The 26,475-nt window shown below is 61.6% G+C and carries 26 protein-coding genes; 7 read left to right on the top strand and 19 right to left on the bottom strand.

Translation table 11 applies throughout. From position 1 onward, the window contains the following. Positions 1-5: 5 nt before the first annotated feature. On the top strand, positions 6-425 hold the full coding sequence (locus H146_RS0102465; RefSeq protein WP_019950260.1) for a SufE family protein: 420 nt from the start codon (positions 6-8) through the stop codon (positions 423-425). Here the strand turns inward: H146_RS0102465 and yidD are convergent, their stop codons facing one another. From yidD to gorA, 10 genes are all read right to left on the bottom strand, one after another. After that, on the bottom strand, positions 426-764 hold the full coding sequence (gene yidD / locus H146_RS0102470; RefSeq protein ID WP_019950261.1) for a membrane protein insertion efficiency factor YidD: 339 nt from the start codon (positions 762-764) through the stop codon (positions 426-428). It abuts the gene before it with no gap. Continuing rightward, positions 748-1,179 (bottom strand): phosphoribosyl-AMP cyclohydrolase, encoded by a 432-nt coding sequence (gene hisI / locus H146_RS0102475; RefSeq protein ID WP_156826669.1) that lies wholly within the window; start codon positions 1,177-1,179, stop codon positions 748-750. The genes yidD and hisI overlap by 17 nt, the downstream gene beginning before the upstream one ends. A 51-nt stretch (positions 1,180-1,230) precedes the next feature. Continuing rightward, positions 1,231-2,565: a dihydroorotase gene (locus tag H146_RS0102480; protein ID WP_019950263.1), complete on the bottom strand. Its 1,335-nt coding sequence runs from the start codon at positions 2,563-2,565 to the stop codon at positions 1,231-1,233. Positions 2,566-2,595: 30 nt separating this feature from the next. Further along, positions 2,596-3,057 (bottom strand): Fur family transcriptional regulator, encoded by a 462-nt coding sequence (locus tag H146_RS0102485; protein WP_019950264.1) that lies wholly within the window; start codon positions 3,055-3,057, stop codon positions 2,596-2,598. Between the two features lie 224 nt (positions 3,058-3,281). Then, entirely contained in the window at positions 3,282-3,554 is a 273-nt protein-coding gene (locus H146_RS0102490; protein WP_019950265.1) for a type II toxin-antitoxin system YafQ family toxin, read from the bottom strand. Next, on the bottom strand, positions 3,554-3,811 hold the full coding sequence (locus H146_RS0102495) for a type II toxin-antitoxin system RelB/DinJ family antitoxin (protein WP_019950266.1): 258 nt from the start codon (positions 3,809-3,811) through the stop codon (positions 3,554-3,556). The genes H146_RS0102490 and H146_RS0102495 overlap by 1 nt, the downstream gene beginning before the upstream one ends. Before the next feature lie 210 nt (positions 3,812-4,021). Then, the gene (locus tag H146_RS0102500; RefSeq protein ID WP_019950267.1) at positions 4,022-4,414 is read right to left on the bottom strand and encodes an ectoine synthase; all 393 of its coding nucleotides are present in this window, start codon (positions 4,412-4,414) and stop codon (positions 4,022-4,024) included. An 89-nt stretch (positions 4,415-4,503) separates the two neighbouring features. Beyond that, positions 4,504-5,772: a diaminobutyrate--2-oxoglutarate transaminase gene (gene ectB, locus H146_RS0102505; RefSeq protein WP_019950268.1), complete on the bottom strand. Its 1,269-nt coding sequence runs from the start codon at positions 5,770-5,772 to the stop codon at positions 4,504-4,506. Between the two features lie 116 nt (positions 5,773-5,888). After that, complete coding sequence (gene ectA, locus H146_RS0102510) at positions 5,889-6,461, bottom strand: diaminobutyrate acetyltransferase (protein ID WP_019950269.1); 573 nt, start codon at positions 6,459-6,461, stop codon at positions 5,889-5,891. A 285-nt stretch (positions 6,462-6,746) separates the two neighbouring features. After that, positions 6,747-8,108, bottom strand: a complete 1,362-nt coding sequence (gene gorA / locus H146_RS0102515) for a glutathione-disulfide reductase (protein ID WP_026351697.1) — start codon at positions 8,106-8,108, stop codon at positions 6,747-6,749. A gap of 191 nt (positions 8,109-8,299) precedes the next feature. On the opposite strand from gorA, the gene can reads away from it, so the two are divergent. Together can and H146_RS0102525 are read left to right on the top strand one after the other, a co-directional pair. Then, positions 8,300-8,941 (top strand): carbonate dehydratase, encoded by a 642-nt coding sequence (gene can / locus H146_RS0102520; protein ID WP_019950271.1) that lies wholly within the window; start codon positions 8,300-8,302, stop codon positions 8,939-8,941. Positions 8,942-9,030: 89 nt separating this feature from the next. Beyond that, complete coding sequence (locus H146_RS0102525; RefSeq protein WP_019950272.1) at positions 9,031-10,065, top strand: hydrolase; 1,035 nt, start codon at positions 9,031-9,033, stop codon at positions 10,063-10,065. Positions 10,066-10,086: 21 nt separating this feature from the next. Here the strand turns inward: H146_RS0102525 and msrA are convergent, their stop codons facing one another. The 4 genes from msrA to H146_RS0102545 form a co-directional block, all read right to left on the bottom strand. Continuing rightward, positions 10,087-10,722, bottom strand: coding sequence for a peptide-methionine (S)-S-oxide reductase MsrA (gene msrA / locus H146_RS0102530; RefSeq protein ID WP_026351698.1), 636 nt, complete (start codon positions 10,720-10,722; stop codon positions 10,087-10,089). Positions 10,723-10,816: 94 nt separating this feature from the next. Continuing rightward, positions 10,817-14,920, bottom strand: coding sequence for an autotransporter assembly complex protein TamB (tamB, locus tag H146_RS18225; protein WP_033195364.1), 4,104 nt, complete (start codon positions 14,918-14,920; stop codon positions 10,817-10,819). Beyond that, positions 14,917-16,743, bottom strand: a complete 1,827-nt coding sequence (tamA, locus tag H146_RS0102540; RefSeq protein WP_026351699.1) for an autotransporter assembly complex protein TamA — start codon at positions 16,741-16,743, stop codon at positions 14,917-14,919. Before tamA ends, tamB begins: the two co-directional genes overlap by 4 nt. A gap of 92 nt (positions 16,744-16,835) precedes the next feature. Beyond that, entirely contained in the window at positions 16,836-17,630 is a 795-nt protein-coding gene (locus H146_RS0102545; RefSeq protein ID WP_019950276.1) for a coiled-coil domain-containing protein, read from the bottom strand. Positions 17,631-17,831: 201 nt separating this feature from the next. Here H146_RS0102545 and H146_RS18230 point away from each other — a divergent pair, with 201 nt between their 5' ends. Next, positions 17,832-18,476, top strand: a complete 645-nt coding sequence (locus H146_RS18230; protein WP_019950277.1) for a superoxide dismutase — start codon at positions 17,832-17,834, stop codon at positions 18,474-18,476. A gap of 26 nt (positions 18,477-18,502) precedes the next feature. On the opposite strand, the gene H146_RS0102555 is transcribed toward H146_RS18230, so the two are convergent. Beyond that, complete coding sequence (locus H146_RS0102555) at positions 18,503-19,816, bottom strand: nucleotide sugar dehydrogenase (RefSeq protein WP_019950278.1); 1,314 nt, start codon at positions 19,814-19,816, stop codon at positions 18,503-18,505. 2 nt (positions 19,817-19,818) lie between these two features. After that, positions 19,819-20,709 carry a UTP--glucose-1-phosphate uridylyltransferase GalU gene (galU, locus tag H146_RS0102560; protein ID WP_019950279.1) on the bottom strand — a complete coding sequence of 297 codons (891 nt, stop codon included), beginning with the start codon at positions 20,707-20,709 and terminating at the stop codon, positions 19,819-19,821. Between the two features lie 299 nt (positions 20,710-21,008). Here galU and H146_RS0102565 point away from each other — a divergent pair, with 299 nt between their 5' ends. The 3 genes from H146_RS0102565 to H146_RS0102575 are packed head-to-tail and all read left to right on the top strand — an operon-like array spanning position 21,009 to position 23,736. Continuing rightward, positions 21,009-22,355, top strand: a complete 1,347-nt coding sequence (locus tag H146_RS0102565; protein ID WP_019950280.1) for a TRZ/ATZ family hydrolase — start codon at positions 21,009-21,011, stop codon at positions 22,353-22,355. Then, positions 22,352-23,068: a bifunctional 2-polyprenyl-6-hydroxyphenol methylase/3-demethylubiquinol 3-O-methyltransferase UbiG gene (gene ubiG, locus H146_RS0102570; RefSeq protein ID WP_019950281.1), complete on the top strand. Its 717-nt coding sequence runs from the start codon at positions 22,352-22,354 to the stop codon at positions 23,066-23,068. The genes H146_RS0102565 and ubiG overlap by 4 nt, the downstream gene beginning before the upstream one ends. Further along, positions 23,065-23,736: an HAD-IA family hydrolase gene (locus H146_RS0102575; RefSeq protein WP_026351700.1), complete on the top strand. Its 672-nt coding sequence runs from the start codon at positions 23,065-23,067 to the stop codon at positions 23,734-23,736. The genes ubiG and H146_RS0102575 overlap by 4 nt, the downstream gene beginning before the upstream one ends. A 13-nt stretch (positions 23,737-23,749) precedes the next feature. Here H146_RS0102575 and ybgF read toward each other — a convergent pair whose 3' ends face one another. From ybgF to tolB, 3 genes are read right to left on the bottom strand one after another with little or no spacing between them, the layout of a single operon-like run. After that, positions 23,750-24,529 (bottom strand): tol-pal system protein YbgF, encoded by a 780-nt coding sequence (ybgF, locus tag H146_RS0102580; RefSeq protein ID WP_026351701.1) that lies wholly within the window; start codon positions 24,527-24,529, stop codon positions 23,750-23,752. Positions 24,530-24,543: 14 nt separating this feature from the next. Further along, positions 24,544-25,059: a peptidoglycan-associated lipoprotein Pal gene (pal, locus tag H146_RS0102585; protein ID WP_019950284.1), complete on the bottom strand. Its 516-nt coding sequence runs from the start codon at positions 25,057-25,059 to the stop codon at positions 24,544-24,546. Between the two features lie 48 nt (positions 25,060-25,107). Beyond that, entirely contained in the window at positions 25,108-26,403 is a 1,296-nt protein-coding gene (gene tolB / locus H146_RS0102590; protein WP_026351702.1) for a Tol-Pal system beta propeller repeat protein TolB, read from the bottom strand. Positions 26,404-26,475 lie beyond the last annotated feature (72 nt).

A 26,475-nucleotide genomic window follows, 5' to 3' on the forward strand; every position in this document is an offset into this window, starting at 1 on the left:
CGAACATGACCCCGTCAGCGCAGGCGCAGCAGGAGCTGCTCGAAGAGTTCGACATGTTCGATAACTGGATGGATCGCTACCAGTACATCATCGATCTGGGCAAACTGCTGCCGGCGTTTCCCGAGGAGTGGAAAAACAGCGAGACCCGCGTCGACGGCTGTCAATCCAACGTCTGGCTGCACAGCGAGATGCGCGGCGAGGCGCTACACTTCGACGCCATCTCCGATGCCGCCATCGTCTCCGGGCTGATCGCCATTCTGATGCGTATCTATAACGACCGGCCGCCGCAGGAGATCGTCGATACGCCACCCGACTTCTTCGCCGAACTGGGGCTCGACCAGCATCTTTCGCCCACCCGCAGCAACGGGCTGCACGCCATGCTTGAGCGCATCAAAACCAGTGCGCAGCGCGAAGTGATGGGCTGATCAGCGCCGCCTGCCGCTTTTATTGGCACAGCAGGAAGCCTTGTCGCTCTCGTCGGCGCAGCATTCACGGGGCGCCGGCGGCACCGGGTCGACACCGCCGGCGCACAGCGGGTGGCAGCGCAGAATACGCCTGAGCGCCAGCCAGCCGCCGCGCAGCGGGCCGTGTAGCTGAATCGCCTCGATGGCGTAGCTGGAACAGCTGGGCCAGAAGCGACAGCGCGGCCCAAGCAGCGGACTGATAAAAAGCTGATAGCCGCGCAGCAGGCCGATCAGCAGTAGGCGCAGGAGGGCGGCGAGGGCGCCGCCGACAGACCGCAGTGCTTCAGTGATGCGACCCATAGAGCTCTTCGGCCGTCATCAGCGGCGCCGTTGCGACGCGCGCGCGGTCGCTCTCAAGCGCGGTATAAAAGCAGCTGCGCCGCCCGGTGTGGCAGGCGGGGCCGGTCTGATCGACCTTCAACAGCAGGGTATCGCCATCGCAGTCCAGAAAGGCATCTCGCAGCAGCTGCACCTGGCCCGAGGATTCGCCCTTGCGCCATGCCTTGTCCCGCGAGCGCGACCAGTAGCAGACTCGCCCGCTGGCCAGTGTTTCTTCCAGAGCGGCCCGGTTCATCCACGCCATCATCAGTACTTCACCGCTATCAAACTGCTGGGCGATGGCCGGTATCAGACCCTCGCTGTTCCAGCGCGCGGCATCGAGCAGGTCGGCGAGTGCCACGTCATGACCCGGCGCGGCGTTTTCAAGTTCTTTCATCAGCGGATTGACGCTGCTCACGGTGGCGTCTCCAGAATCGTTTAAAACTGTTTATCGGCGGTCGTAGGTGAGGCGTTGACCGGCCGGGGCAGCACACAGCTGCGTGCCATCCCATACCCTGACGCCGTTGACCAGGGTCAGCTCGACCGCGCCCTTTAGCGTCGTCCCCTCGAAGGGGCTCCAGCCACACTTGTAGCGCAATCCACTGCGCTGTACCTCGACACTTTTCTCCATATCGACCAGCACCAGGTCGGCGGCATAGCCTTCACGAATAAAGCCGCGGCGCTCGAGCTCAAAGCGCTTCGCCGGATTGTGGCAGGCCTTCTCCACAATGGTAGTCAACTCGAAGTGGCCGGCGTTGACCTGCGTCAGCAGCGAGGGCAGGGCATGCTGCACCAGCGGCATACCGGAGGGCGCGCCGAAGTAGGGCGCCTGTTTCTCTTCAAGGGTATGGGGTGCGTGATCGGTGGCAATAACGTCGATACGGCCTTCATTAACCGCACGGCGAATGGCGTCGCGGTCGGCGGCGGTCTTGATCGCCGGATTGCACTTGATGAAGCTGCCAAGGCGCTCATAGTCGGCATCGCTGAACCATAGATGATGGACGCAGGCCTCGGCAGTGATCAGTTTGCCGTCGATGGGACCGGGCTCGAACAGCGCCATCTCCTCGAGCGTGGTCAGGTGCAGCACGTGCAGGCGGGCATGGTGCTTGCGCGCCAGCTCGATCGCGAGGCTGGAGCTCTTGTAGCACGCCTCACGGGAGCGAATCTCGCCGTGCAGCGCGAAGGGTACATCGTCGCCGTAACGGGCACGCGCCCGAGCCTCGGCGCGTTGAATCATGGGCGTATCCTCGCAGTGCGTCGCCACTGGAATGGCGGCATTGGCAAAGATAGCGTCCAGTGTATCTGCCTCATCGACCAGCATGTTGCCGGTGGAAGCGCCCATGAAAATCTTGATGCCGCAGGTCGTCTGCGGATCGAGCGCCTTGATGGCTTCGAGATTGTCGTTGCTGGCGCCGTGGTAGAAAGCGTAGTTGGCGTGGGAGCGCCCCCTCGCCAGCGCATATTTGGCCTCCAGACTGTCGCTGTCGAGCGTCGGCGGCTTGACGTTGGGCATCTCCATGTAGCTGGTGATGCCGCCGGCCACGGCAGCGGCCGACTCACTGGCGATGTCAGCCTTGTGGGTCAAACCCGGCTCACGAAAATGTACCTGGTCGTCGATCATGCCGGGCAGCAGATGGCGCCCACGGGCATCGACCGTTTCCCGCGCGTTGCGCTCGAGCTGCGGTGCCAGCGCTTCAATGCGGCCATCGCGGATGCCCACGTCAAGCGGGGTAATGGCGCCTTCGTTGACAACACGAGCGTTGACGATCAGCAGATCGAACATGAAAACATCCTTATGGCAATAGAACCCGGGTCAGTGACTGGTCGCCGCTGTATCGACCGATTGGCAACGCTGACATAGACCGGAAAGCTCAATGGTCTGACGCTCGATGGTAAAGCCGCGATCGGTGGCGCTGCTTTCGAGCTGCTGCATGATGGCGTGGTCATGAATCTCTTCGACCAGGCCACAGTGGCGACAGATCATCAGTTGAAAGCCGCGCGCATGATCCGGACAGGGGCAAGCCACGTAAGCGTTGAGCGACTCGATGCGGTGAACCAGCCCCTGTTCGAGAAGGAAATCGAGGGCCCGGTACACCGTGGGCGGCCGCGCCGAGGCGTGCTCGCTGGAGAGCAGGTCCAAAAGCTCATAAGCCTTGAGACCGCTGGCGTGCTCGCTGATCATCTCGAAAACGCGACGACGAATGGGCGTAAAGCGCGCATCGTTGTCGCGACAGCGCGTTTCGGCCATTCGCAGCAGACTGGACACATCGGGCATCGGGGAAAATCTCGTCATGAATAGCGCGCAGTAAATCTGCCTTCATGGTAACGCCAATGCGAAACAGCCGCACCTCGAGAGCGGGGATCACAAGCAAAAACGGATCGATCAGGATACGGCTCAACCCATATTTAACATAATATATATTATGCGCAATACTGGCATATCCTGTTCGGTCGAGGCCTTTGCAAAGTATTATCCTTTACTGTCTTGTATTGTCTTGCCTACTCGCGGAAAAGATCAGCGTGGCTACCAGTACGAGCCACGTGCAGTTCGTCATCCGCTACGCAATACAGCAGCAACCAGTCGGGTTCGATGTGGGCATCTCGGTAGCCCTTCCAGTCCCCTCGTAACGGGTGATCCTGATAGGCATCCGGCAAGGGAGCTTGCTCAAGCAGTAGGCCCAGGAGTCGCCGTAGTTTCTCCATGTCCTTACCGCGCTTCTGGACCCGCTTTACATCTCGCTTGAACTGACTGGAACGGACTGGGGTTAGCATCAGATGCCCAGGTCCTCGAACAGCGCATCCGCGCTATCAAAGCGCTTACCCTTGCCGGCTTCCAACTCGCCCAGGGCCTTGGCCGTGGTGGCATTTGGCATCTGCACGGCAAACGGCAGGCACTTCTCGTCGGCGATCCGCAGCATCAGCAGGCGTATGGCGTCAGACACGGACAGGCCCATGGCCTCCAGGGCAGCGGTAGCTCGCTCTTTGGTTTCGGCATCGATACGGGCCCGAACGACAGCATCAGCACTCATGATTTTTCCCTCTCTATCGTGGCTACAATGTAGCTACATTGTAGCCGGGCTACGCCACCTTGTCATCAACGATATCGACACGGCCAACGCTTCCTCGTGCTGTGGCGGTGCCGTGCGGGCGTATACCGACACAACGCAAAACCCCGCGCCGGTGCGCGGGGTTTTGTGATTCTGTCGATCAATCAGCCCTGACAGAGCCAAAGGTCGATATCACTCGGAAGCGGCATAGGAACCGTCCGGCTGGTGCACCTCGCGCCCGGTGACCGGCGGATTGAAGACGCAGGCCACGGTCATGCCTTTTTCCTTGCCGCGCAGCCAGTGCTCGTCATGTTGATCGAGCAGGTACATGTCGCCGGCTTTGATGGTGTGCACCTTGCCGTCGGCAATGGTTTCGACTTCACCTTCACCTTCGTAGCAGAACACCGCCTCGATGTGGTTCTTGTAGTGAATGTGCGTTTCGGTGCCCGGCTTGATGCGGGTGATATGAAAGGAGAAGCCGCAGTTGTCATCGGCCAGCATCAGACGCGTGCTGTCCCAGTTGCCGTTTTCGGCTTCAACGAAACGCTCTGTCTTGCGGCACTCTTCGAGATTGCGAACGATCATAAGCTCTAGTCCTTGTGGCTATAAAAGTTGCTGTAACCGTATACCAGAATGGGCGGATGAACTCTGCCATCCATCCGCCGCAAAAACGCTCAGCGCTTGTCGATTACAGCGCGAACGCTCTCTTCCAGTATATCAAGCCCCTGAATAAGTTCCTGGTCGCTGATGGTCAGAGGACAGAGGCACTTGACCACTTCACCGCCCTGCCCGCTGGTTTCGATCACCAGGCCGCGCTCGAAGGCGCCTTCGGTGATCTCGTCGGCCAGATCGCCGTTTTCGACCACCAGACCGCGCATCATGCCGCGACCGCGCTCGCTGGCCGGATGGCCGGAATCGTTGAGCATGGCAGCCAGATCGGCGAAGCGATCACGAATGATCTCGCCCTTGCGCTGCACTTCCTGTTCGAAGTGATCGTCCTGCCAGTACTGGCGCAGCGCCTCGGCGGCGGTCACCATCGCCAGCGTGTGGCCGCGGAAGGTGCCGTTGTACTGACCCGGCGACCACTTATCGAGATCGCGGCGCATCATCAGCATGGCAAACGGCAGACCGTAGCCGGAAAGTGACTTGGAGTTGGTCACCATATCGGGCTTGATACCGGCGTGTTCGAAGCTGAAGAACTTGCCGGTACGGCCACATCCCGCCTGAATGTCGTCGACGATCAGCAGAATATCGCGCTGCTTGCAGATCTCGGCAAGACGCTGGGTCCACTCGATGGAAGCGGCGTTGATACCGCCCTCGCCCTGCACCAGCTCGACGATTACCGCGGCCGGGTTATCGAGACCGCTGGAGCCGTCGTCGAGCGCTTTCTCGACGTAATCCAGGGTATCCACGCCTTCACCCAGATAGCCGTCATACGGCATGAACTGTGCGCCCATGGCGGGTACGCCGAGGGCGTCACGGAATTTGGCGTTGCCGGTGGTAGCCAGCGCCCCCATGGTGACGCCGTGAAAGCCGTTGGTGAAAGTCAGGATGTTGGAGCGACCGGTGATACGGCGCGCCAGCCGAATGGCAGCTTCCACCGCGTTGGTGCCGGTCGGTCCCGGCAGCTGAATCTTGTAGTCCAGTCCGCGCGGCTTGAGGATGACGTCTTCCAGCGTCTGGTAGAAATCCTGCTTGCCGTGGGTCCAGAAATCGAGGCCGTGAGTGATGCCATCGCGCTCGATATAGGCCATCAGGGCCTTTTTCAGCGCCGGATTGTTATGACCATAGTTGAGGGTACCGGCGCCGGCGAGAAAGTCGATGTACTGCTTGCCATCGACGGTCCAGAGATGAGCACCGGAGGCACGGTCAAAAATGGTGGGAAAGGAGCGGGAATAGGTACGAACTTCCGACTCCATGCGTTCAAAATACTGCGTATCCATTCAAATACCTCCATTGACGAGAGAGCCTCTGGCAGGATCGAGGCAGGATATTGGAAAAACACTATCGACGCTTCGAGCAGACACTTCGAAACGACGACAAGGCTATTGATCGACGCTCAGATCTGATTAGGGTCGAAAGGCCCGATACGCACCAGATTTTCCGGGTCGTGCTCGCCACCGAGCTGCTCTTCGGAAAAGTACTCGCGGCTGTTGAGCGGTGCCTGCCAGCGCTGTGCCAGGCGTTTGAAAAGCCCCCAGGACGCTTCATTATCGGGGGTGATGGTGGTTTCCAGATGGCGCACATCGGCCTGGTGTTCACGCTTGAGTACCGTTTCGACCAGCTTGCGCGCCAGCCCGGTCCCCCTGGCCTTCTCGCCCACGGCAACCTGCCAGAGAAAAAACGTATCCGGCGCGTTGGTTTTGACATAGCCGGAAACGAAGCCGACGATTTCGCCGTCAGAAAGTGTCGCCACGGCACAGCGGTCACGAAACTGAGTGGCCAGCAGCAGATAGGCGTAAGCAGAATTGACATCCAGCGGCGGGCAGGCCTTGATCAGCTCGTAGATGCCCCAGCCGTCATCGGTACCGGGCGGACGAATCATGATGGGCGTTTCACCCTCCACGATCATCTCGGCCACTTCAGGCCGGCTGACATCGGATGAAGCGGTAGTCGTCTGATTGGTCGTCATGATCTTTCGCATTCGGCGAATTAGTTGGCAAGAATAACAATATCTTATGTAACGATCAAATTATTTCATTATGGTTTAACGCCATGTCGATAATCTCTTTTTATTCTTCCTCCAACCTGCCGGGACGACGTAGCGCCCCGAACGACGCACAGCAGGCAGACTTATTATAGATGAAAAAAGGACCGCCCGCGGGCGGCCCTTCGAAAAGAACCGAGCATCGTCGGGCTCGGTAAAAAGCCGAGCATCGTCGGGCTCGGTAAAAAGCCGAGCATCGTCGTGTCGGGCTCAGTGACGGGTCACGCTGCGCAGGGTCACGAACTCCTCGGCGCTGGTGGGGTGAACGCCAATCGTGTTGTCGAAATCGCGCTTGGTCAGTCCGGCACGCACGGCGATCCCCAGCCCCTGAATCAGCTCACCGGCTTCTTCACCAACCATGTGGGCACCCAGTACACGATCACTGGCGTCGTCCACCACCAGTTTCATCAGACAGCGCTCGTCGCTGCCGGAGAGGGTATGGCGCATGGGTTTGAAGCTGGTGGTATAGACGCGAATCGTCGCACCGCGCTCGCGCGCCTCCTCCTCGGTCAGTCCAACCGTCCCCATGTTCGGATGGCAGAATACCGCCGTGGCGATGCTGTCATAGTCGATCGGCTCGGCTTCGCCGCTGCCGAAGTGCAGCTCGACCAGCCGCATGGCCTCCTCGAGCGCTACCGGCGTCAGCTCCGGCCCCTCGATGATATCGCCCAGCGCCAGCACCGAAGGCACCGATGTCTGGTAGCGGTCATCGACTTTCAGCTTGCCACTGTCCTCACGCTCGATGTCGAGGTTTTCAAGTCCCAGTCCTTCGAAATGGGGGCGCCGCCCGGTGGCGCCAAGGATAGCATCGACCTCGAGCTGCTGGCCGTTGCTGAGCGCCACATCATAGACCTCGCCACGCTTTTCGACGCGCACGATGTTGGCCTCGAAATGCAGATTGACGCCCTTTTTGTGCATTTCATCGCGGATGAACTCGCGCTGCTCGACATCAAAGCCGCGCAGAAACAGCGGGCCGCGGTAGGCCAGATGCGTCTCGGCGCCCAGACCGTTGAAAATACTGGCAAACTCCACTGCAATATAGCCACCGCCAATGACCAGAAACCGCTGCGGAAAGCGTTCCAGATCAAAAACGTGATCGGAATCGAGCACGTGTTCGCGACCCTCGAACTCGGGCATCCAGGGTTGGCCGCCGGTGGCGATGAGGATCTTTTCGGCACTGATGCGACGATTGTTAACGGTCACGGTGTGCGCGTCGACGATCTCGGCGCGACCGTTGATCAGCTCGACGTCGGCATTGGTCAGCAGTTTTTCATAGATGCCATTGAGGCGGGCGATCTCGGCCTGCTTGTTGTCGCGCAGTACCGGCCAGTCGAAAGTCGGCTCTGCACTGAACTGCCAACCGTAACCGCGACTCTCTTCGAAAGCGTCGTGAAAATGGGCCGCATAGGAGTAGAGCTTTTTGGGTACGCAGCCTACATTGACGCAGGTCCCCCCCAGATGGCGATCCTCGGCGATAGCCACTCGGGCCCCCTTCGAGGCGGCTGTGCGGGCAGCCCGAACGCCACCCGACCCGGCGCCGATAACGAAAAGGTCAACATCGTATTGCGACACGTTTTGACTCCAGCTGAAAAGGGATGAAAAAGCGAGCGAAAACGGGGTTTTCGGATTTGTCGCGATGCTACCATAGTTGCACTTCGCTCGGCCCGGATGCCTCGCCAATCGACCCTATAGGCTGTCCATGATTACCCGACAGCATCCGGCAGCCGTTCCACACTGCGCCCTGTTAAAGAGAGCCCTTTATCATGTGTGACGAGCACGATCATCGCAGTATCGCGCAGCTTTTGCAGCAGAACCGCGCCTGGTCCGAGCAGATGCAGCAAAAGGATCCCGACTTCTTCAACCGTCTTTCGGAGCAGCAGAACCCCGACTACCTCTGGATCGGCTGCTCTGACAGCAGGGTGCCGGCCAACCAGATTATCGATCTGCCCCCGGGTGAGGTTTTCGTACACCGCAATGTCGCCAACCTGCTGCACCACAACGACCTCAACGCCCTGTCGGTGATTCAGTTCGCCGTCGAGGTGCTCAAGGTGCGTCACATCATGGTGGTAGGCCACTACGGCTGTGGCGGCGTCAAGGCAGCGGTGACCGGCGGCGACAACGGTATCGTCGACTACTGGCTCAACACGGTGCGTAACCTCTATCGCCAGCACGAAAGTGAACTGGCGGACCTGCCGATGGATCAGCAGGTCGATCGCATGTGTGAAATCAACGTCAGGTCGCAGGTCGCCAATCTCTGCCAGACCCGAATCGTCAAACGGGCCTGGGAGCGCGGCCAGCAGCTATCCGTCCACGGCTGGTGTTATAGCCTCAAGGATGGACTGGTCAACGATCTGGAGTGCACGGTCAGCAGTTTTTCGCAGGCCGAGTCGTTGCCACACGCCTGAAAGCCTTGAGCCGGTGCCGTCGAACTTGACGGCGTCCTGGCTGTCGGAGATAACAGATCTTCTCTACAAGGCAGGTGACCGGGGCTGTCATGCCGCGCATCACGACTATCAAGGCCGATTTCCGCCCACCGCCCGGGCTGACGCATCGACACGTGCAGACGCTGCTGCCGCTGCTGCTACCGCGCGCGCCGCTGCAGTTTGAAACCGAGCTACTGGCACTGCCCGACGGCGATGAAGTGGAGTTGTGCTGGGCAAATGGGGCACCAGAAGACGCTCGCGCACCGATCATGGTGCTTTTTCACGGTCTTGAAGGGTCGGTGTACTCACCCTACGCGCGAGCGCTGTCGAAAATGGCGATCGAGCGTGGCTGGCGCACGGTCGTGATGCATTTTCGCGGCTGCGGCCGAGTACCCAACCGGATGGCACGCAGCTACCACGCCGGCGACACCGCCGATGGCTGGTGGCTGCTGTCGACGCTCGGACGACGCTATCCCAACGCCCACAAGGTGGCCGTCGGGGTCTCGCTGGGGGCCAATATGCTGCTCAAGCTTGCCTCCGAACAGGGTGGCGACGGCCTCGATCTGGCGGGCGCCATCGCCATCAGCCCACCGCTGGACCTGGCCGCCTGCGCCGATGCCATCAATCAGGGGTTTTCACGCTACTACCAGCGGCACATGCTGGCCTCGATGAAGCGCAAGGTTGCTGCCCATATTCGCGATGGCCGACTCGACCGCCCCGGCCTCGAGCAGCTGCGCCGGATCGATACCTTCTGGGCCTTCGACAACGAGGTCACCGCCCCACTGCACGGCTTTCGTTCCGCTACCGACTACTATCAGCGCGCCTCGGCGGGGCCGCTGCTCGATCGCATCGAACTGCCGACCCTGATTCTGCATGCCGCTGACGACCCCCTGATGCCAAATAATCTGTTCGATCGAGTCGCCAGACCCTCGCCGTCGGTACGCATCGAGCTGGCCGAGCACGGCGGCCATGTCGGCTTTATCGAAATGCGCCATGGGCTTTTGCGCTCCTGGCTGGCGCGGCGCGTGGGCGAACAGCTCGACAGCTGGCGCTATCTGCTGCCGGGCCAGACACGCCGCTCGGATATCGCCTCACCCATGCGATAGCATCAAGGCCGGCGGGCTGTCTCAGGAGATCGGGCAGCTCACACCGGTTCCCTTGAGACCGCAGTAGCCCATGGGATTCTTGCTCAGGTACTGTTGGTGATACTCTTCGGCATAGTAGAAATGCTCGAGCGGTACGATCTCGGTAGTCACCTCTCCCCGTCCGGCACTCTCCAGCGCGCGGGCGTACTCGCTGCGGCTCTTCTCGGCGATATCACGCTGATGGTCGTTGTGTACCAGAATCAGCGAGCGATACTCATTGCCGATGTCGTTCCCCTGACGCATTCCCTGGGTCGGGTCGTGCGCCTCCCAGAACACCCGCAGCAGCTCCGGCAGGCCGATCTCGGTCGGATCGAACACGACTCTGACCACCTCGCCGTGGCCGGTTCTGCCGGTACAGACCTCCTTGTAGGTGGGGTTGGGCGTATAGCCCCCGGCATAGCCCACTGCCGTGAAGAGCACACCCGGCAATTCCCAGAAAAGACGCTCGGCGCCCCAGAAACAACCCAGCCCCAGCACGATCTCATCGCACCCTTCGGGAGGCGGCGCGGTGATATCGCGCTCAAGGACATGATGAATGCCACTGATCGCCATAGGGGTATCGCGACCGGGCAGCGCTTCGGCCGTCGTCGGCATGCGCGTTCTATCGAATCCGAACATGGTCACTCCGCCGGGACAGAAAAATAAAAGGCTATCAGGCTGTATCGGGCCGACCGAGGGCAAACACAAGCCCCCGGCCACACCAAAAGAGACGTTATTGACGCTCCCCGAGCGCAGGCGTCCGTCCCAGGCTGAAGGTATAGATCAGATCCACCGCCTGATTGGCACCGGATACCGCCTGCAGGTAAAGGTCCTGCAGCAGACGATAGCGCAGCGTCAGCTCGGCGATCGGTGAGAACAGACCGACACCGTAGCTGACCCGGAGATCGTCGAACAGGTAGCCACTAACCACTACCTGACTTTCGTCACCGCTTCCCGAGGTATCCAGCGACAGATCCTCGATGCCGAAAGCCTGCCCCAACTGGCCGATTGCCGCACCGCTGCGTGACAGTGACAAGCCGATCAGCGCCGAGGTCAGCATGCCATCACTGTCACCACTGGCGTCCGGTGCGCGACCGCGCAGCAGGTAGGAGAGCGCTCGGGTCTCGTTCATCGCCGGCTCTGAAAACACTTCCAGCTGCGGCTGATCGGCGGCGCCGGTAACCCGCAGTCCGGCAATGACGTCATCCTGGGTCACGTCCGGATTGCGGATCGCCTCGATATCCAGATACGGCTGCCCCGGCGGGCCGCTGAACAGCACCTGACCGCGGCGGATCAAAAGATCCTGTCCGAAGGCCTGAAAACGGCCATCGACCAGCGAGACATCGCCGAAAAGCTGCAGCGAACCGCTGCTCTGGCGTACGTCGAGACTGCCCCGAACGCCGGCGCTGAGCCCATAGGCCTGCAGCTGGACATCATCACCGATGATCAGGTTGACCGCCACGTTAACGTCCATGCCGGCCTGCTGCAGATCACTGGTAGTGGCCCAGTCGAACTGATCGTCGATACTGGTGCGGGCGGCACGCTCGACCGCCTGCTGCTGACGCGCCTCGTACTCCTCGCGGGTGACGATAACCTCATCACTGGAGGGTTGAACTGTAGAAGGCGGTATCTGCCCTACCTCCAGTCGCGCCCAGGGAATGCGTACGTCACCAGTGATCGACAGCCGCGATGGATTGGCGACGACCTCCAGATCAGGTGAGATGCGGATTCGACCGAACTGCGGCAGACGCACTTCCAATGGCGCATCGGCGCCGTCAAGCGCCATGCGGGCGCGCCAGCTGCCGGTAGTAGGCCAGCGGGCGTCGCCCGAGAGTCCCCAGCGTGTGCCATTGGCCTGCAGATACCCGTCAAGGGTGCCGCTGTCGCCGTTGAAATCCATCGCCATACGAGCATCTTCCAGCGCTACCGGCAGCTGATCGCCCCCGGCGCTGACATCGCTCAATACCATGCTACCGTTGAGCTGTGGCGACTGCGCCGTACCGGAGAGGCTGACATCACCATTGAGCTGGCCGGCAAGGCGGTCCAGTACGGCGACGAGCGGCGTATAGGGCGACAGTTGCAGACCGTCGACACGTAGTCGACCGGACAGCGAGCGCGCTCCCAGCGGGTCGCCAATATCCGCCTCCAACCGCAGGCGCCCGGCGTTCTGAAGCTGCAGGTCTAGATCGGCCTCGGCACGGGCGGATGTGGCATCGACGTTCAGCTGTAGCTGTAACTGCGGCAGCGCAAAAGGCTGCCCGTTGGCATTTTGACCGCTGATATCGGCCGTGCTGTCGAGCTGCGATACCAGCTGCCAGTTGGCCCCGCCGCGCGACCAGTCAAGATTGATGGTACCGCTCAGGTCACCGCCGACACGCCAGGGATCGGGCAGAAAGTCGTTGGCACTGGCCAGTGCCACCTCGGAAAGGCGCAGCCTCGCACTGCCACTCTGGGCGCTGGCGGTCAGCGGCTCGACGGCGCACAGGCGTCCGCCCTGCTGACGTACCAGACAGAACGGCTGAGCGTTGAAGCGCGACTGATCGAGACGGGCATCGAAAGTGAAGGGGCTCTCCAGCGCGATGTCACCCGCCTGGCGCGTGCTGAGCGCAAGCGTATTGAGCGTGCCACGATAGCGCTGGCGACGCTGATCAAGCCCGCCCTGCAGCGCCAGCCGGGCGCGCTCCACCGGCATCCCCTCCCCGCCCTCGACCTGCAGTTCGAGGCGGTGCTGTCCGAGCCGGCCGTCGAGACTGGCGCTGACGCTTTCGACCTGCTGACCCGCAGCGGCAATACCGGTAGCGTTCAGCTCCAGACCGACTCGAGGGTCATCCAGGCCATCTGTGGTGACGGCAAGCTCCAGACTACCGATGTGATTGTCCTGAAAACGCAGCCCCTGGCCGCTGAGCCGAATATCGCTGTCCGGGCTTTCGAGGGTGCCGCCGAGACGAATTCGGCCGCTGGCGCTACCCCCCAACTGCGGCATGATGGTGCCCAGCGCCGGCGCCGCAAGATCGGCCTGTAGCGACAGCTGCTCGCCGATACGACCGCTGGCGTTGAGGCGGTTTTCGCCCTGGCGCAGATCGAGCCGGTCAATCTGCCACTGCATGGCACTGTTGCCGGTAAACTGACCCTGCAGGGAAAGCGCACGCTGTTGCAGGGTGCCGTCGATGGCCAGCTGTGGCACCTCGACGCGCCAGCTGTCGGCGCCCATCAGATCGAAACGCACCCGGGTTTCGCCGTTGAGCCGGCCGTTGACAGCGTCGGTAAAGCGCGTCAGATCGAGCCGATCAAGACCCAGCGAGGCGTCGATGGCGAGACCGCCGTCCCAGCGCGCCGTACCACTGCTCTGCAGTTGCCCTTCACCGCTGGTAACGGTCAGCGGCGACCAGTTGAAGTGGCGCAGATCGCCGCTTCCCACGAGCGACACACCCAGCGGCTCGACCGTCGGACCCTCGGCATCGGCGGACAGGCTCAGGCGGTAATCGCGTAGCGAGCCCTCGGCATTGAAGGCGAGATTGTCGAGCTGCCACGCCTGCTCGTTGGCGTTCGGTGCGAGCGGCCAGCGCAGCGCAGGGGCATCGAGAGCCAGACGAAACGGCAGGTCCGGGGCCAGCAGATCGCTGTGTGCCTGCAGCCGGGCGGCTATCGGGCCAGTGGCGTCGATATCGAGGCTCAGATCGGCCAGCGAACCGTCGACACCGATAGCAAGACGCTCGCCGGGCAGCGGTGCGCCGCTCAGTTTGGCATTGGCCGACAACGTCAGCGGATAATCACCGCTCAGACCGGCCCGTGCCGTCATCGACAGCTGTGCCAGTGATGAATCCAGCTCGAAGCGGCTGAGTTCAACACTGGACTGGTCGGTTCGGGCCACCAGCGACAGCTGATTGACGGTCAGCGGCGTATCGCCGACCAGGTAGAGATTGCGGACGGTGAACTGCTCGATGTCCACATCCAGCGGCAGCGTTATGTCCGGCAAAACGATGCGTCCCTGATCGTCAACTTGACCCCAGCTGCCGGCCAGCGGATTGGCCACCGACCGCTCGGCAAAAGCGGCAAGCTGTGCCAGGGGGCCGGGCGCGGCGACCCGTTCAGCGGCAGCCAGCGCTGCGGAATTCAGAGCAAAGGTGGTATCGCCGGCTGCCACCAGCGTTGGCGCGGGCGGTTTCACCACGCTCTCGGCCGCCTCGATAGCGCTTGCGCTGACAATCTCGGCGTTGGCGACACGGCGCGCAGTGCGCGTATCAACCGAACTCGCCAGCGGATCGGCATAGTCGAGCCCCGGCGTGCCCGGCAGTATCACGCTGGTGTTGCGAAGCTCGGTAGGCGCGAGATTCAGCTGACTGCCTTCCAGAGTGGCGGCGCTGGTAAAGCGCCCCAACTGCAGCTGCGTGCCGTCGGCCAGGCGGACATCGATATCGGCCAGCGACAGCTCGCGCAGTTCGATCGGCAGCGGCGTTGCGAGCCGCCCCCCGCCGCTCTGCGTCTCCTGCGGCGCTGGCGCTGTGCTGTCGCCGGTATCATGCAGGCGCACCCTGACGCCCGCGGCGGCCAGTCGATCGATGCACAGCCGGCCGCCCAGCAGGCAGTCATCGGCCCACTGCAGCTCGAAGCGCCGCGCCGACAGCGTCAGCGCGGGGGTATTCACTTCCAGACCGTAGAGCGCGAAGTCGTCCAGTGGTGCGCCCTCGACCCGTTCGAAAGCGAGATAGCCACGGGACTGTGCCTGCTCCAGCAGCCACTGCGTTCCCCAGGGCGACAGCGCCGTGCCCGCCAGAGTGAGCACAAGCCCCAGCAGGGTCAGGGTCGACCACAGCATCGCACGAAGGATCAGTCTCAAAATTCCGGCCCTATCCCGAAGTGAATACGGAAGGCGTTGTCGTCGTCATCCAGGGGATGGGCGATATCCAGTCTTATCGGCCCCACCGGCGAGATCCAGCGCACGCCGGCGCCGAAGCTCTTTTTCAGCTCGTCCGGCCCCCAGTCGTTGAAGGCGTTACCGGCATCGAAAAAGGTCGCCCCCCACCAGTCACCGGTCACACGGCGCTGATACTCGAGCGAGGTAACCAGCAGTTGCTCGCCGCCCAGCAGCTCACCGTCGTCGTTGCGCGGCGCAATGGTCTCGTAGTCGTAACCACGCACGCTGCGATCACCACCGGTGAAGAAACGCAGCGACGGCGGTATCTGACTGAAGTCATCGGTCAGGGTTGCCCCCAGAGTAGCGCGGCCGATAAAACGATTGTTGTCGCCCAGGCTTCTGATCCACTGGGTGTCGAGACGTGTGCGCAGAAAGTCGGCATCCGACGCCCAGCTTTCACTGGAACCCTCGACGAGAATGTCCTGCCGATCCCCCCACATGGGAAACCGCTGATTGTCGACGCGCGTGCGCGACCAGCTGGCGCCGGGCACAAAGAGCAGCACCTGGCCGTCCTGATCGGCCTGGGTGAAATCTTCATAGCTGGCGCGCAGGTAAACGTTCTGCGTCCAGTCGTTTTCAAAGCGCCACTGACGCCCCAGCGATATCGAGCTCTGCTGACTGCGGGTATCGGTGTCGGTCTGATCGGTATTCTCAAGGCCATAGCGCAGGTAGTAGCTGTCACGCCATGGGTTTTCCAACGGCAGGCTGTATTCGCCGGAGAAGGTCTGTTCGGGGCCGGAGAGATAAAGCTGATTTTCAAGGCTGTCGCCGCGTTCGCTGAGCCAGGGAATATGCCAGCTGAACTGGGTACGCGGGCCGACGTCGGTGGCAAAGCCTACCCCCACCTCAAACTGCTGGCGATCGGCGGGTACGACCTCGACGCCGATCGGCACCCGGTCGCTGGCCTCCGGCGCTTTCAGTTCGACGCGATCGATAAAGCTTTCGTTACTGCTGCCATCGGGCTCGACCACGCGCGCATCGGGCGATGATGCAATACGGCTGGCGCTGGTGTAGCCCTGTCGGTCGAGGCGCGGCCTGAGCCCGACACTGCGGAACCAGCCGCTGTTATTGAGACGCTGGCTGTAGCGTGCCACATCGGTGGCGAGATAGCGGTCTCCGGGTGCGAAAGGGGCCATGTTGCGCACGCGGTTGTTGCGGATCTGGCTGCCGCTGACAAGGATATCGCCGAAGCGATAGCGCGTTCCGCTGTCGAATATCAAAGTGATATAGGCGGCGTTTTCCCACGGGCGCACTTCAATGCGGCTGCGCAGATAGCGAGCATCGAAATAGCCACGCTCCAGCGCCAGTGCGCTGAGACGCGACTTGAGCGCCTCATAGGGAGCGTGACGCAGTCTTTTATCCCGCATCTGCTGCAGGGGGCTATCGGCTACCGCTTGCTGAAAGGGTTCATCGTCGCTGGCCGCGCCACGCAGCTCGACGGTCAGCGAACGCAGTTTGACCGCCGGGCCATGCTGCACTTGCAAACGCACCCTATCGCGACTGACAAGGTCGATCTCGATTTCCGGCGCATAGTAGCCAAAGGGGCGCAGGGCATTTTCGACACGCTCGTGCACCTCGGCACTGTAGCCCTGCAGCTCGGCGTCGGCAGGAATATCCAGCGGCTCCAGATAGTTGCGAATATTGGTCGCCAGCTCTCCGGTGACGCCGCTGACATCGGCTTCAATTGCGTTGGCGACGGGCGCCGCCAATGCACTCGAAACGCCGAGCAGAACAGCGACGGTCAAGCGCTGTGTTACGCGGTAGGTCGCGGCACCACGACACGACATAGATTCTGCACTCTTCCTTGAATCAAACACTATCCATGGACATTAGAGGCTCAGGGATCGAACACACCCCGAAGCGACTCCTGCGCCGCCTGCAACTGAATCTGGTTCTGCCGCAGCCGATCGACGCCCGCATCCAGGGCGTCGAGCCGCTCGCCAATGCGCTCCAGCTGTGCATCTCGACCGCTGACGCTGTCGTCGAGCGACCCAAGGCTTGTGGAAAGCTGCTGCTGCCGTTGGCTCAGTGCTGACAGTTGTTCATCCAGCCGCTGCGACAACGCCTGCTGGCGCTGTTCGATCTGCGCCAGTTGCGACTGCGTCTGCTCTACTCGCTCATCAGTACCACTACGCAGCGTGGCGATAGCACTGTCGAGCGCCTCGAGCGACTGCTGCATGGCCTGCTGCGTCTGCTGCAGGGTGGCGTCCGCCTCACCGAGACGGTCGAGACGCGACGGCAGGTCCACCTGCGGCTGTGCAGCCAACTGCTCCTGCTGCTGATCGAGGCGCTGACGCTGGCTCTCGATCAGTTCCTGCTGCTCCATCTGCGCCTGGCGCAGGCTGTCGAGCATGGCGCTGACGTTGGAGGAGAGCTCGTCGCGACGATCAACCCCCTCCTCGGCCATATTGGCGACTTCGTCAAAACGCGCCAGCAGCGCCTGCCGCTGCTGGTAGTAGGTCACTCCCAGAGCTGTCAGCGCTACAAGCAGCAGTAGCACCAGCATATAAAGCGGCCACAGCCTGACCCGGCGGACGCCGGCGGTGCGGCGGTGAGCGCCGGCGGTCGATACGGATCGCGATGCGTGACGCTCGGCGCGCAGAATCGGTTCGTCCTGGTCCTTGTCCGGCATGAGGCTTCCAGTCAGATTGGCCACCGATGGCATTTCGGCGCATTCGAACAAATTCGGTTTGGATAGTGCATGCTACGATGGTTCGCTATCGAAAAGCCAGAGCCGTTACGCTGTCAAAGGGTAAAGGCACGGCGCGAACCAGCGGGCCTTTCGACACAGGTTTTTATGGCCGCCCCGACGTGACACTGCATGGAAAGTGGTATGCCTCTTGAACTCCCCTCGCTGCCCTATGGCTATGACGCACTGTCGCCGGTGATCTCTGCACAAAGCCTTGGAAATCATCATCGAAATGTCCATGGCGGTTATATCGAGCGCCTGAAGGCACTCGGCCATGGCGATTTCTCGCTGGAAAGCATTATGCTGACAATGCGCGGTGAAGCGCACGCCTGCGCCTGCCAGGCGTGGAATCACACCTTTTTATGGCAGTGTTTGACGCCCTGGTATCAGACACCGGCGGAAGGCCCACTGCAGCACGCCGTAATGGCGCGCTGGGGAAGTTTCGAGGCGCTTTTGCAGGCGCTGCACGCCAGCGCCGGCGCCCACTTCATGGGAGGCTGGACATGGCTGGTGGTAACCGCCGCCGGACGGCTCGATATTATCAACGCCGCCGATGCCGGCTCCCCTCTGCTGGGCGGCTATCATCCGCTGCTGGCCATCGATATGTGGGAGCACGCCTGGGTGCCGGATTACCTCGGTGACCGCCACAAGTATCTCGACCGCCTCGAGACGATCATCAACTGGCCCTTTGTCGAGCAGTGTTTTGACGACGCTGTGGCAGCCGCACAAGGGCGCCGCCCGCTGGTGCAGTTCGCTACCCTGCCGCAAACGGGCATGCCACCCCGTTGACCGGAGCGGCACCGCCCCGGCAGTACTCAGAAGTCGTTATCGCCCAGCGTGCCCGGCATGGGTTCGCTGCGACGCCCCACGCCGCGATAGGTGAAGCCCTGCTCGGCCACGTAGGACGGGTCGTAGATGTTACGCCCGTCGAGCAGCAGCGGGGTTTTCATCAGCGTCGAGAGACGCCGCCAGTCAGGGTTCCAGTACTCCTTCCATTCGGTCACCAGTAGTAGCGCATCGACCTCATCGCAGGCCTTTTCGGGCGACTCGGCAAGCGTCAGCAGCGGATGATCGCCGTAGTAGCGCGCGATAGCCGGCAGCGCGGCCGGGTCATGAAGATGAACATGAACGCCCTGAGCCCAGAGCGCATCCAGCAGACGCAGTATCGGCGCATGGGCGATACGCGGGGTTCCGGGTTTAAAGGCAGCCCCCCAGATCGCCACACGACGGCCGCCAAGATTGCCGTGGAAGTGCTGCCACAGCTTGCGAAACAGCACCTCCTGCTGCTGTGTGTTGATGTCGATGACCCGCTCCAGCAGGCCGTCGCGCTGCCCCTCACGGGCGCGCACACTGGAAAGCCGGTAGAGATTGCGCGCGAAGCTGGGACCGCCGAAGCCACTACCCGGATACAGATAGTCGCGCCCGATACGGCGGTCGGCGCCCATCGCCTGACGCACGAGATCGATATCGACATCCAGGCTGTCAGCCAGGCCGGCCAGTTCGTTCATGTAGCTGACGCGTGTTGCCAGCATGCCGATCACCGCCAGTTTGGTGAGCTCGGCAGCGCGGCGCGGCATCAGGCGCAGATTGTTCTCGCGGCGATTGAAAGCGCGCAGCAGCTCGGCAATATGGCGCGTGGCCCAGTCGTTTTCACTACCCAGTATCCAGCTGTCGGGGCGGGTGAAAGTGGTCAGCGCCCGCCCTTCTTCCAGCACTTCAGGCAACGCCACCGCGACCTGATGCTCGCGGCGCAGCAACTGCTCCAGCTCTTCGGTGTGGCCAATGGGAAAGGTGCTGTTGTTGACCAGCACAAAATCATGGGGCTCCTTGCCCAGCGTCTGCTCGACCCAGCGATCGGCATCCTGTCGCTGATCGGAGGATACCGCGAGCCAGTAAACGCTGGCGCTGGGCAGAGAACGGGCGCTGTCGCAAAGCGTCAGCGAGCCGCTTTCGATGCTGTTGCAGAGCTGGTGGTAAAGCCCGGGCTCGTTGACGATCCAATCGGTCTCGACCAGCTTTTCCCAGGGCTGAGCCGGATGCGGCCACCACCAGACATGGTGGCCGACCATCGACAGCGCAGCCGCCGCAGTGGCCGCGCTCAGTTCACTGCCATGTACCACTACCTGCATTGTCAGGCCTCACTCTGGTAACGCTTGAGTAGCTCGCGGAAACCCTCGCCATATTTGGGGTGGCGACGCGCCAGCGCGATCGTTGCTTCCAGATAGCCGAGCTGGTGACCGCAGTCGAAGGTTTCACCCTTCATTCGATAGGCCGCTACCTCACCGCTGCCGCGCAGCGTGTCGATGGCATCGGTCAGTTGAATCTCGTTACCGGCACCGGGCGTTGTTTCGGCCAGAATCGGGAAGATGGCGCCGGGCAGCGTATAGCGACCGATGACGGCAAGCGTCGACGGCTCGGTGCCGGGGTCGGGCTTTTCCACCATACCGGTAATTTTTGCACTGCCGCCGGCTTCGGGCGTTTCCCCTTCGAGCGCCACAATGCCGTACTTGTAGGCGACCTCGGCAGGCACGTCCTGCACCATGATCTGCGCCGCACCGGTGCTGTCGTGCGCCTTGATCATGCCGGCCAGATCGTTGTGCTCGAGCCCCGCACAGTCGACCAGTACGTCCGGCAGCAAAACGGCGAACGGCTCGTTGTCGCCAATGATCGGACGCGCGCAAAGAATGGCATGACCCAGGCCCAGCGCCTGCGGCTGGCGTACCGAGATGATCGACACATCGTCGGGAATGATGCTGCGCAGCTCATTAAGCAGTTCGGTCTTGCCCTTGGCCTCGAGCTGACTCTCCAGTTCAAAATGCTTGTCGAAATGATTTTCGATCGCTGCCTTGGTGGAGTGCGTGACAAGGACGATCTCCTTGATGCCTGCTTCGACGGCCTCCTGCACGACATACTGGATCACCGGCTTGTCGACGATGGTGATCATCTCCTTGGGAATGGCCTTGGAGGCGGGAAGGCAGCGGGTACCAAAACCTGCAACGGGAAGCACTGCTTTACGGATCATTCCTTGTTCCTTTTATTTCAAGAATGTTGAGACACCACTGACGGATAGCATAACGTCCGATGGGGTGCTGCAGACAATGCTCTTGTTCGTCCGGACCACGAACCTGCCCGGAGAATATCTAAAATAGCTGATTGCACGCCTTCTTACATTTCACAGTTGGTTGTGCTGATGTATCCGGATAGCCTGTTGCAATTTTACCCGGAAAAAAAGATAACGGTATAAAAAATTGCTGTCCCTGGCAGCCGAGACCGAGTATGTGGCCAATAGACTGCTAGAATAAGCCATATTATGGAGGGTTCATGTCCAGTCACCACCTTACAGCCGAACGGGTTATCGAATGCCGCTGGCTACTGCCAATGAGCGACAATCTGCCGCTGCGAGAACACCATGCGCTTGCCATTCGGCAAGGCCGTATCCTGGATAGCGGCCCCATCGATGAGATGCGCCGGCGCCACTCGCCGCAGCAGCGGCTTGAACTGACCCATCATGCCGTGATGCCGGGGCTGATCAATGCCCATAATCATGCCGGAATGGCGCTGATGCGTGGCTATGCCGACGACCTGCCGCTGATGCAATGGCTCAACGAGCATATCTGGCCGGCGGAAGCGGCGCACATGAATACCGCTGCCATTGTCGATGGCACGCGGCTGGCGATAGCGGAGATGCTACGCTCGGGCACCACTACCTTTGCCGATATGTATTTCGCCCCCGAAGAGGTTGCCGACCTGCTCGACGAGAGCGGCATGCGCGCTCAGCTGTGCACGCCGCTGATGGATTTCGAAACCCCCTGGGCGCGGGATTTCCGCCATGGCATTGAAAAAAGCGTCGCCCTGGCCGAGCGTCTGCGCGGTCATGACAGACTGCGCGTGGCCCTTGGCCCCCATGCCCCCTATACCGTCGGTGACGACAGTCTCGAGCAATTGGTCGAGGCTCGCGATCGACTGGGCGTACCGATCCAGATGCATATTCACGAAACGCACGACGAGGTGACGCAGTCGCTGCAGCAATACGGCGCTCGCCCGCTGGAACGACTGCGCCGCGCCGGTGTGGTGACGGCCGATCTGCAGGCCGTGCACCTGACGCAGTTGAATGATGAAGAAATCGACCTGCTGGCTACCAGCGGGGCCAGCGCCATCCATTCGCCACAGTCCAATCTCAAGCTGGCCAGCGGCTTCTGCCCCGTAGCCCGGCTGCTGGAAGCCGGCGTGCGTGTCGCGCTGGGCACCGACGGTGCCTGCAGCAACAATGATCTCGATATGTTCGACGAGATGCGTAGCGCCGCGCTACTGGCCAAGGGAGTCAGCGGCAACGCCGCTGCGCTACCGGCCATGGCAACACTCGCCATGGCGACGCGAGAAGGCGCTGCCGCGCTGGGCATGGCCGATGTGACCGGCCGCCTGGAGCCCGCAATGGCGGCCGACATCATGGCTGTCGATCTTGACAGTCTCGAAGCACAGCCGCTACACGACCCCGCCTCGGCATTGGTCTACGCAGTCAATAGCCGTCAGGTGAGCCATCTTTGGGTGGCCGGCGAACTGTTGCTGGACGAAGGCCGCCTGACGCGCGAGGACGAGACCGAACTGATGGCGCTGGCGAAGAAAAGAGGCAGAGAGTTGGCACAGGGCCGCGAAGGAGAGAAGCAATGAGTGAATCAAAAAGCAGCGTCGACCCCGGCGAAATTGCCAAATTCGACCAACTTGCCAGCCGCTGGTGGGATCGCGACGGCGAGTGCAAGCCGCTGCACGACATCAACCCGCTGCGCCTTGACTATATCGACCAGCGTGCCGGCGTGACCGGCTTTCGCATCATTGATGTCGGCTGCGGCGGCGGCATTCTCAGCGAAGCGATGGCACATCGCGGCGCCGAGGTCAGCGGTATCGATCTTGGCGAAGCGCCGCTGGCAGTGGCGCGACTGCATCAGCAGGAGAGCGGCCTGTCGATCGACTACCAGTGCCTCAGCGCCGAACAGATGGCAGAGCAGGCAGCCGGCACTTTCGATGTGGTGGTGTGCTTCGAGATGCTGGAACACGTTCCCGAGCCGGAAAGCGTAATCGCCGCCTGCGCGCGGCTGGCACGTCCCGGCGGCCATGTGTTTTTCTCAACCATCAATCGCAACCCCAAATCATGGGCGATGGCAATCGTTGGCGCCGAGTACGTCCTCAATCTGCTGCCGCGCGGAACGCACAGCTATCAGCGCTTCATTCGACCTTCCGAACTGGCACGCTGGGCACGCAACGCCGGCCTGGAGGTGCGCGATATCACCGGGCTCGTCTATAACCCGCTGACGCGCCACTATCGGCTGAGCGACAGCGATATCGACGTCAACTACTTCATGCATACCCGGGTCGCCGAATCATGAGTCTCACACCAGCACCGGTGGCGCTGCTGTTCGATCTCGACGGTACCCTGGTGGATACCGCACCCGACCTGGCCGGCGCCGCCAACGCGCTGCGCGCCCGGCACGATCTACCGCCCCTGCCCTACGAGCCGCTGCGCCGCGAGGTTTCCGAAGGTGCCGGGGCGCTGGTGACGCTGGCCCTGAGGCGGGAGGCAACCCATCCTGATTTCGACGCTGCAAGAGAGCAGCTGCTGAGCCTGTACGGCGAGGCCGTTGCGGTCAGCAGTGCCCTCTTTGAGGGATTGCGGGAGGTACTGGATCACTACCGCGACGCTCGCAGGCCCTGGGGCATTGTGACCAACAAGCCGCGACGCTTTGCCGTAGCGCTGCTGGAAGCCCTGCAAATAGAAGCCGATGTGCTGCTGTGTGCCGATGACATGGCGGTCAAAAAACCCGATCCAGCGCCGCTGCTGGAGGCGGCTCGGCAGCTGTCGGTAGCTCCCGGACGATGCTGGTATATCGGCGACCATCGTCGTGATGTGGAAGCCGCGCGCGCCGCGGGAATGACGGCTATCGCGGTGCGTTATGGCTATCTGCGCGAGGGGGATGACCCCGGCCGATGGGGCGCCGATCGTGTGGTCGAAACGCCCACCGCGCTTGCCGCGTTACTACTTCAGAAAAACGGCTGAGCGTTGCAGCTCATCAGCTGGTCTGTTCACGAAATTCACGCGCTCGGTCGGCAGCATCGCTGTCGCCATGTTCGCTGATAACGCGATCCAGCATCTGCTGGCTCTGACTGCCATTACCCTGACGGGCGTAAACCAGTCCCAGCTTGTACATCGCGTCGGCGACCTTGCTGTTCTGCGGGTAATCGTCGATGACGGTGCGGAAAGCCTTAGCCGCCTGATCAAGCTCCGATTGCGCCGAATAGAGCTCGCCAAGCCAGTACCACGAATTACCCACCAGGGTTGAATTCGGGTAGTTCTCATTAAAGGATTGAAAAGCCGAGATCGCCTGCTCGAACTGGCGATCGCGTACCAGGTTGAAAGCATCACGGTAGGCGCTGTCAGCATCGTTGCTGGCACCCGACGACCCGCCGCTACCCGAGCCGCCATTACTGCCGGATGCTGCTGCCTGATTGATGGGGTCGCTGGAGCTGCTGCCGGCACCACCGCTGCTTGCGCTGCCCTGCCCATCGGAACCGGCGCTGTCACGCTGATTGAGCTGCTCTTCAAGATCCAGATAGCGCTGTTGCGACAGCTTCTGCTGCTGATCGAGCTGGTGGCGCAACTCCTCGATCTGGCCACGGAGCTGATTGATATCCTGCTCCTGACTCTGCAGCCGATTGAATATTTCCAGCGTACCCGTGGCTGACGAACCCGTGGTTGCCTGGTTGTAAAAGGAGCCCTGCGCGGATGCCCAAACGGACAGCGGGAGCACAAGTGCTCCCGCGCCGCACAGTCTCAGGAGACTGTGTTTCATGGATGAGCTCCGGATCAGTAGTCGATAACGACGCGACGATCCTGTGCCCAGGCCTGTTCGGAGTTGCCCGAAGCGGCAGGACGCTCTTCACCGTAGCTGACAACTTCCATCTGCGAAGGCGAAACGCCCTGGATGGAGAGATACTGACGTACAGCGTTAGCACGACGCTCGCCGAGGCCCAGGTTGTATTCACGGGTACCGCGCGGGTCGGTATGACCTTCGAGGACAACGCTGGTGCTCGGGTTGCTCTGCAGGTAGCGCGCCTGCTGGTTCAGCATCGACTCGAACTCGGGACGAATGGCGTCGCTGTCGAAGTCGAAGTAAACGCGGTTTTCACTGGGTGCCTGCTGACCCATGCCCTGACCGCTGGCACCGGAGCTGCTGCCCATGCCGGAAGTGGAGCCACTGCTGCCGCTGGTCATGCCGGTAGTGTCGCTACCGTCCTGGGTGCCGCCGCCACTGGAACAACCTGCAACCACAGCCAGCGAAAGCGCTACCGCCAGCGTTTTGGCGTAGGAAGAAAACTGCATACCGATCTCCTTGCTCATTAAAAGAATGGACTGCTTCATTCTAGTCATTTAATTCAGAAACGGCGACCAGGAGGGTTCGCGCACCTGGCCGTCCGGCGAGGGCAACACAAAAGAAGCCCTGCCATCAGCCGAAACAGCACCGAGCACACCACGCGCTCCCTGCTGAGTGGCATATATCACCATTGTGCCGTTGGGCGCAACTGCCGGGGCTTCATCCTGTGACGTTTCGGTCAGCACTGTCAGGCGGCCGCTGTCGAGATTCTGTTTGGCGACCTGATAACCACGATCAGTACGGGTGACAAGAAAGACCATTTTGCCGTCAGGACCATAATGACCGCCGGCATTGTAGTTGCCGGTAAAGGTAAGCCGGCTGACGTTACCGCCCGAGGCATTCATGGTGTAGAGCTGGGGCTGGCCGCTGCGATCGGAGGTGAACAGGATCGTGCTGCCATCCGGGCTCCAGTCCGGCTCGGTATCGATCGCACTCGAGTTGGTCAGGCGCGTGAGCGAGCGCGTAGCCACATCCATGACGTAGATTTCGGGATTACCGTCCTTCGACAGCGACATTGCCATTTTCCGTCCGTCCGGCGACCAGGCCGGCGCGCCGTTGATCCCCTGGAAGGAGGTGAGCTGCACCCGCCGACCACTGGAGAGCTGCTGAACGTAGATGGCAGGCCGCCCGGACTCGAAGGAGACGTAAGCCAGTTTCTGGCCATCCGGCGACCATGCCGGGGACAGGATGGGCTGATCCGAGGTCAGAATCTGGCGGGTGTTGTGACCATCCTGATCGGCAATGTAGAGCGCATAGCGAATGTTGGGATCAATACCGTTGGCGGTCACATAGGCAATGCGCGTCTGGAAAGCACCGCGGATACCGGTAATCTCCTCGAATATCCGGTCAGCGATATAGTGCGCTCGTGAGCGCAGTTGCTCATCGCTGGAAGTGACGATCTCGCCCAGCAAACGGCGTTGACCGGCAATATCGTACAGCTCGTAGCTGATACGGTAGCCATTGCCGGAAGCCTCTACGCGCCCTACCACCAGATAGTTGGCACGCACCCGACGCCAATCGGCGTAAACGATATCGTCGCCGCTGGCGGGCAGCGAGATCAGATCACCACGCGACAGCGGCGCAAACATGCCGCTGCGCTCCAGGTCGCGCGCGACCACCTCGGAAATATCGGTCGAGGGGCTAACCCCCTCACCACGCATGGGGACCACTGCAATGGGTATGGCGTCGTCATTGCTGCGGGTAATTTCAATGGTCAGGTCGCCGGAAGCCCGCGCCATCAGGCTGGTCATCATCAGCAACATGAAACCGGTCAGTGCCATCCATCGTTTCATCAGCACACATCCTCGCGTCATCAATAACCCCCTGCATCCGGCAGAGCACTTATCCATAAAAGCTTACCCATG

Source organism: Kushneria aurantia DSM 21353 (assembly GCF_000382245.1).
Taxonomy (GTDB): domain Bacteria; phylum Pseudomonadota; class Gammaproteobacteria; order Pseudomonadales; family Halomonadaceae; genus Kushneria; species Kushneria aurantia.

Excerpts from the sequence above, each read along its gene's own strand:
- tolB (WP_026351702.1), bottom strand. The coding sequence starts at position 26,403 with ATGAAACGATGGATGGCACTGACCGGTTTCATGTTGCTGATGATGACC.
- H146_RS0102465 (WP_019950260.1), top strand. The coding sequence starts at position 6 with ATGACCCCGTCAGCGCAGGCGCAGCAGGAGCTGCTCGAAGAGTTCGAC.
- ectA (WP_019950269.1), bottom strand. The coding sequence starts at position 6,461 with ATGACGACCAATCAGACGACTACCGCTTCATCCGATGTCAGCCGGCCT.
- msrA (WP_026351698.1), bottom strand. The coding sequence starts at position 10,722 with ATGTTCGGATTCGATAGAACGCGCATGCCGACGACGGCCGAAGCGCTG.
- H146_RS0102490 (WP_019950265.1), bottom strand. The coding sequence starts at position 3,554 with ATGCTAACCCCAGTCCGTTCCAGTCAGTTCAAGCGAGATGTAAAGCGG.
- can (WP_019950271.1), top strand. The coding sequence starts at position 8,300 with ATGTGTGACGAGCACGATCATCGCAGTATCGCGCAGCTTTTGCAGCAG.
- H146_RS0102525 (WP_019950272.1), top strand. The coding sequence starts at position 9,031 with ATGCCGCGCATCACGACTATCAAGGCCGATTTCCGCCCACCGCCCGGG.
- ybgF (WP_026351701.1), bottom strand. The coding sequence starts at position 24,529 with ATGAAACACAGTCTCCTGAGACTGTGCGGCGCGGGAGCACTTGTGCTC.
- H146_RS0102500 (WP_019950267.1), bottom strand. The coding sequence starts at position 4,414 with ATGATCGTTCGCAATCTCGAAGAGTGCCGCAAGACAGAGCGTTTCGTT.
- H146_RS0102565 (WP_019950280.1), top strand. The coding sequence starts at position 21,009 with ATGTCCAGTCACCACCTTACAGCCGAACGGGTTATCGAATGCCGCTGG.
- yidD (WP_019950261.1), bottom strand. The coding sequence starts at position 764 with ATGGGTCGCATCACTGAAGCACTGCGGTCTGTCGGCGGCGCCCTCGCC.
- ubiG (WP_019950281.1), top strand. The coding sequence starts at position 22,352 with ATGAGTGAATCAAAAAGCAGCGTCGACCCCGGCGAAATTGCCAAATTC.
- H146_RS0102495 (WP_019950266.1), bottom strand. The coding sequence starts at position 3,811 with ATGAGTGCTGATGCTGTCGTTCGGGCCCGTATCGATGCCGAAACCAAA.
- hisI (WP_156826669.1), bottom strand. The coding sequence starts at position 1,179 with ATGAAAGAACTTGAAAACGCCGCGCCGGGTCATGACGTGGCACTCGCC.
- H146_RS0102485 (WP_019950264.1), bottom strand. The coding sequence starts at position 3,057 with ATGCCCGATGTGTCCAGTCTGCTGCGAATGGCCGAAACGCGCTGTCGC.
- ectB (WP_019950268.1), bottom strand. The coding sequence starts at position 5,772 with ATGGATACGCAGTATTTTGAACGCATGGAGTCGGAAGTTCGTACCTAT.
- H146_RS0102575 (WP_026351700.1), top strand. The coding sequence starts at position 23,065 with ATGAGTCTCACACCAGCACCGGTGGCGCTGCTGTTCGATCTCGACGGT.
- H146_RS0102545 (WP_019950276.1), bottom strand. The coding sequence starts at position 17,630 with ATGCCGGACAAGGACCAGGACGAACCGATTCTGCGCGCCGAGCGTCAC.
- H146_RS0102555 (WP_019950278.1), bottom strand. The coding sequence starts at position 19,816 with ATGCAGGTAGTGGTACATGGCAGTGAACTGAGCGCGGCCACTGCGGCG.
- pal (WP_019950284.1), bottom strand. The coding sequence starts at position 25,059 with ATGCAGTTTTCTTCCTACGCCAAAACGCTGGCGGTAGCGCTTTCGCTG.
- H146_RS18230 (WP_019950277.1), top strand. The coding sequence starts at position 17,832 with ATGCCTCTTGAACTCCCCTCGCTGCCCTATGGCTATGACGCACTGTCG.
- H146_RS0102480 (WP_019950263.1), bottom strand. The coding sequence starts at position 2,565 with ATGTTCGATCTGCTGATCGTCAACGCTCGTGTTGTCAACGAAGGCGCC.
- galU (WP_019950279.1), bottom strand. The coding sequence starts at position 20,709 with ATGATCCGTAAAGCAGTGCTTCCCGTTGCAGGTTTTGGTACCCGCTGC.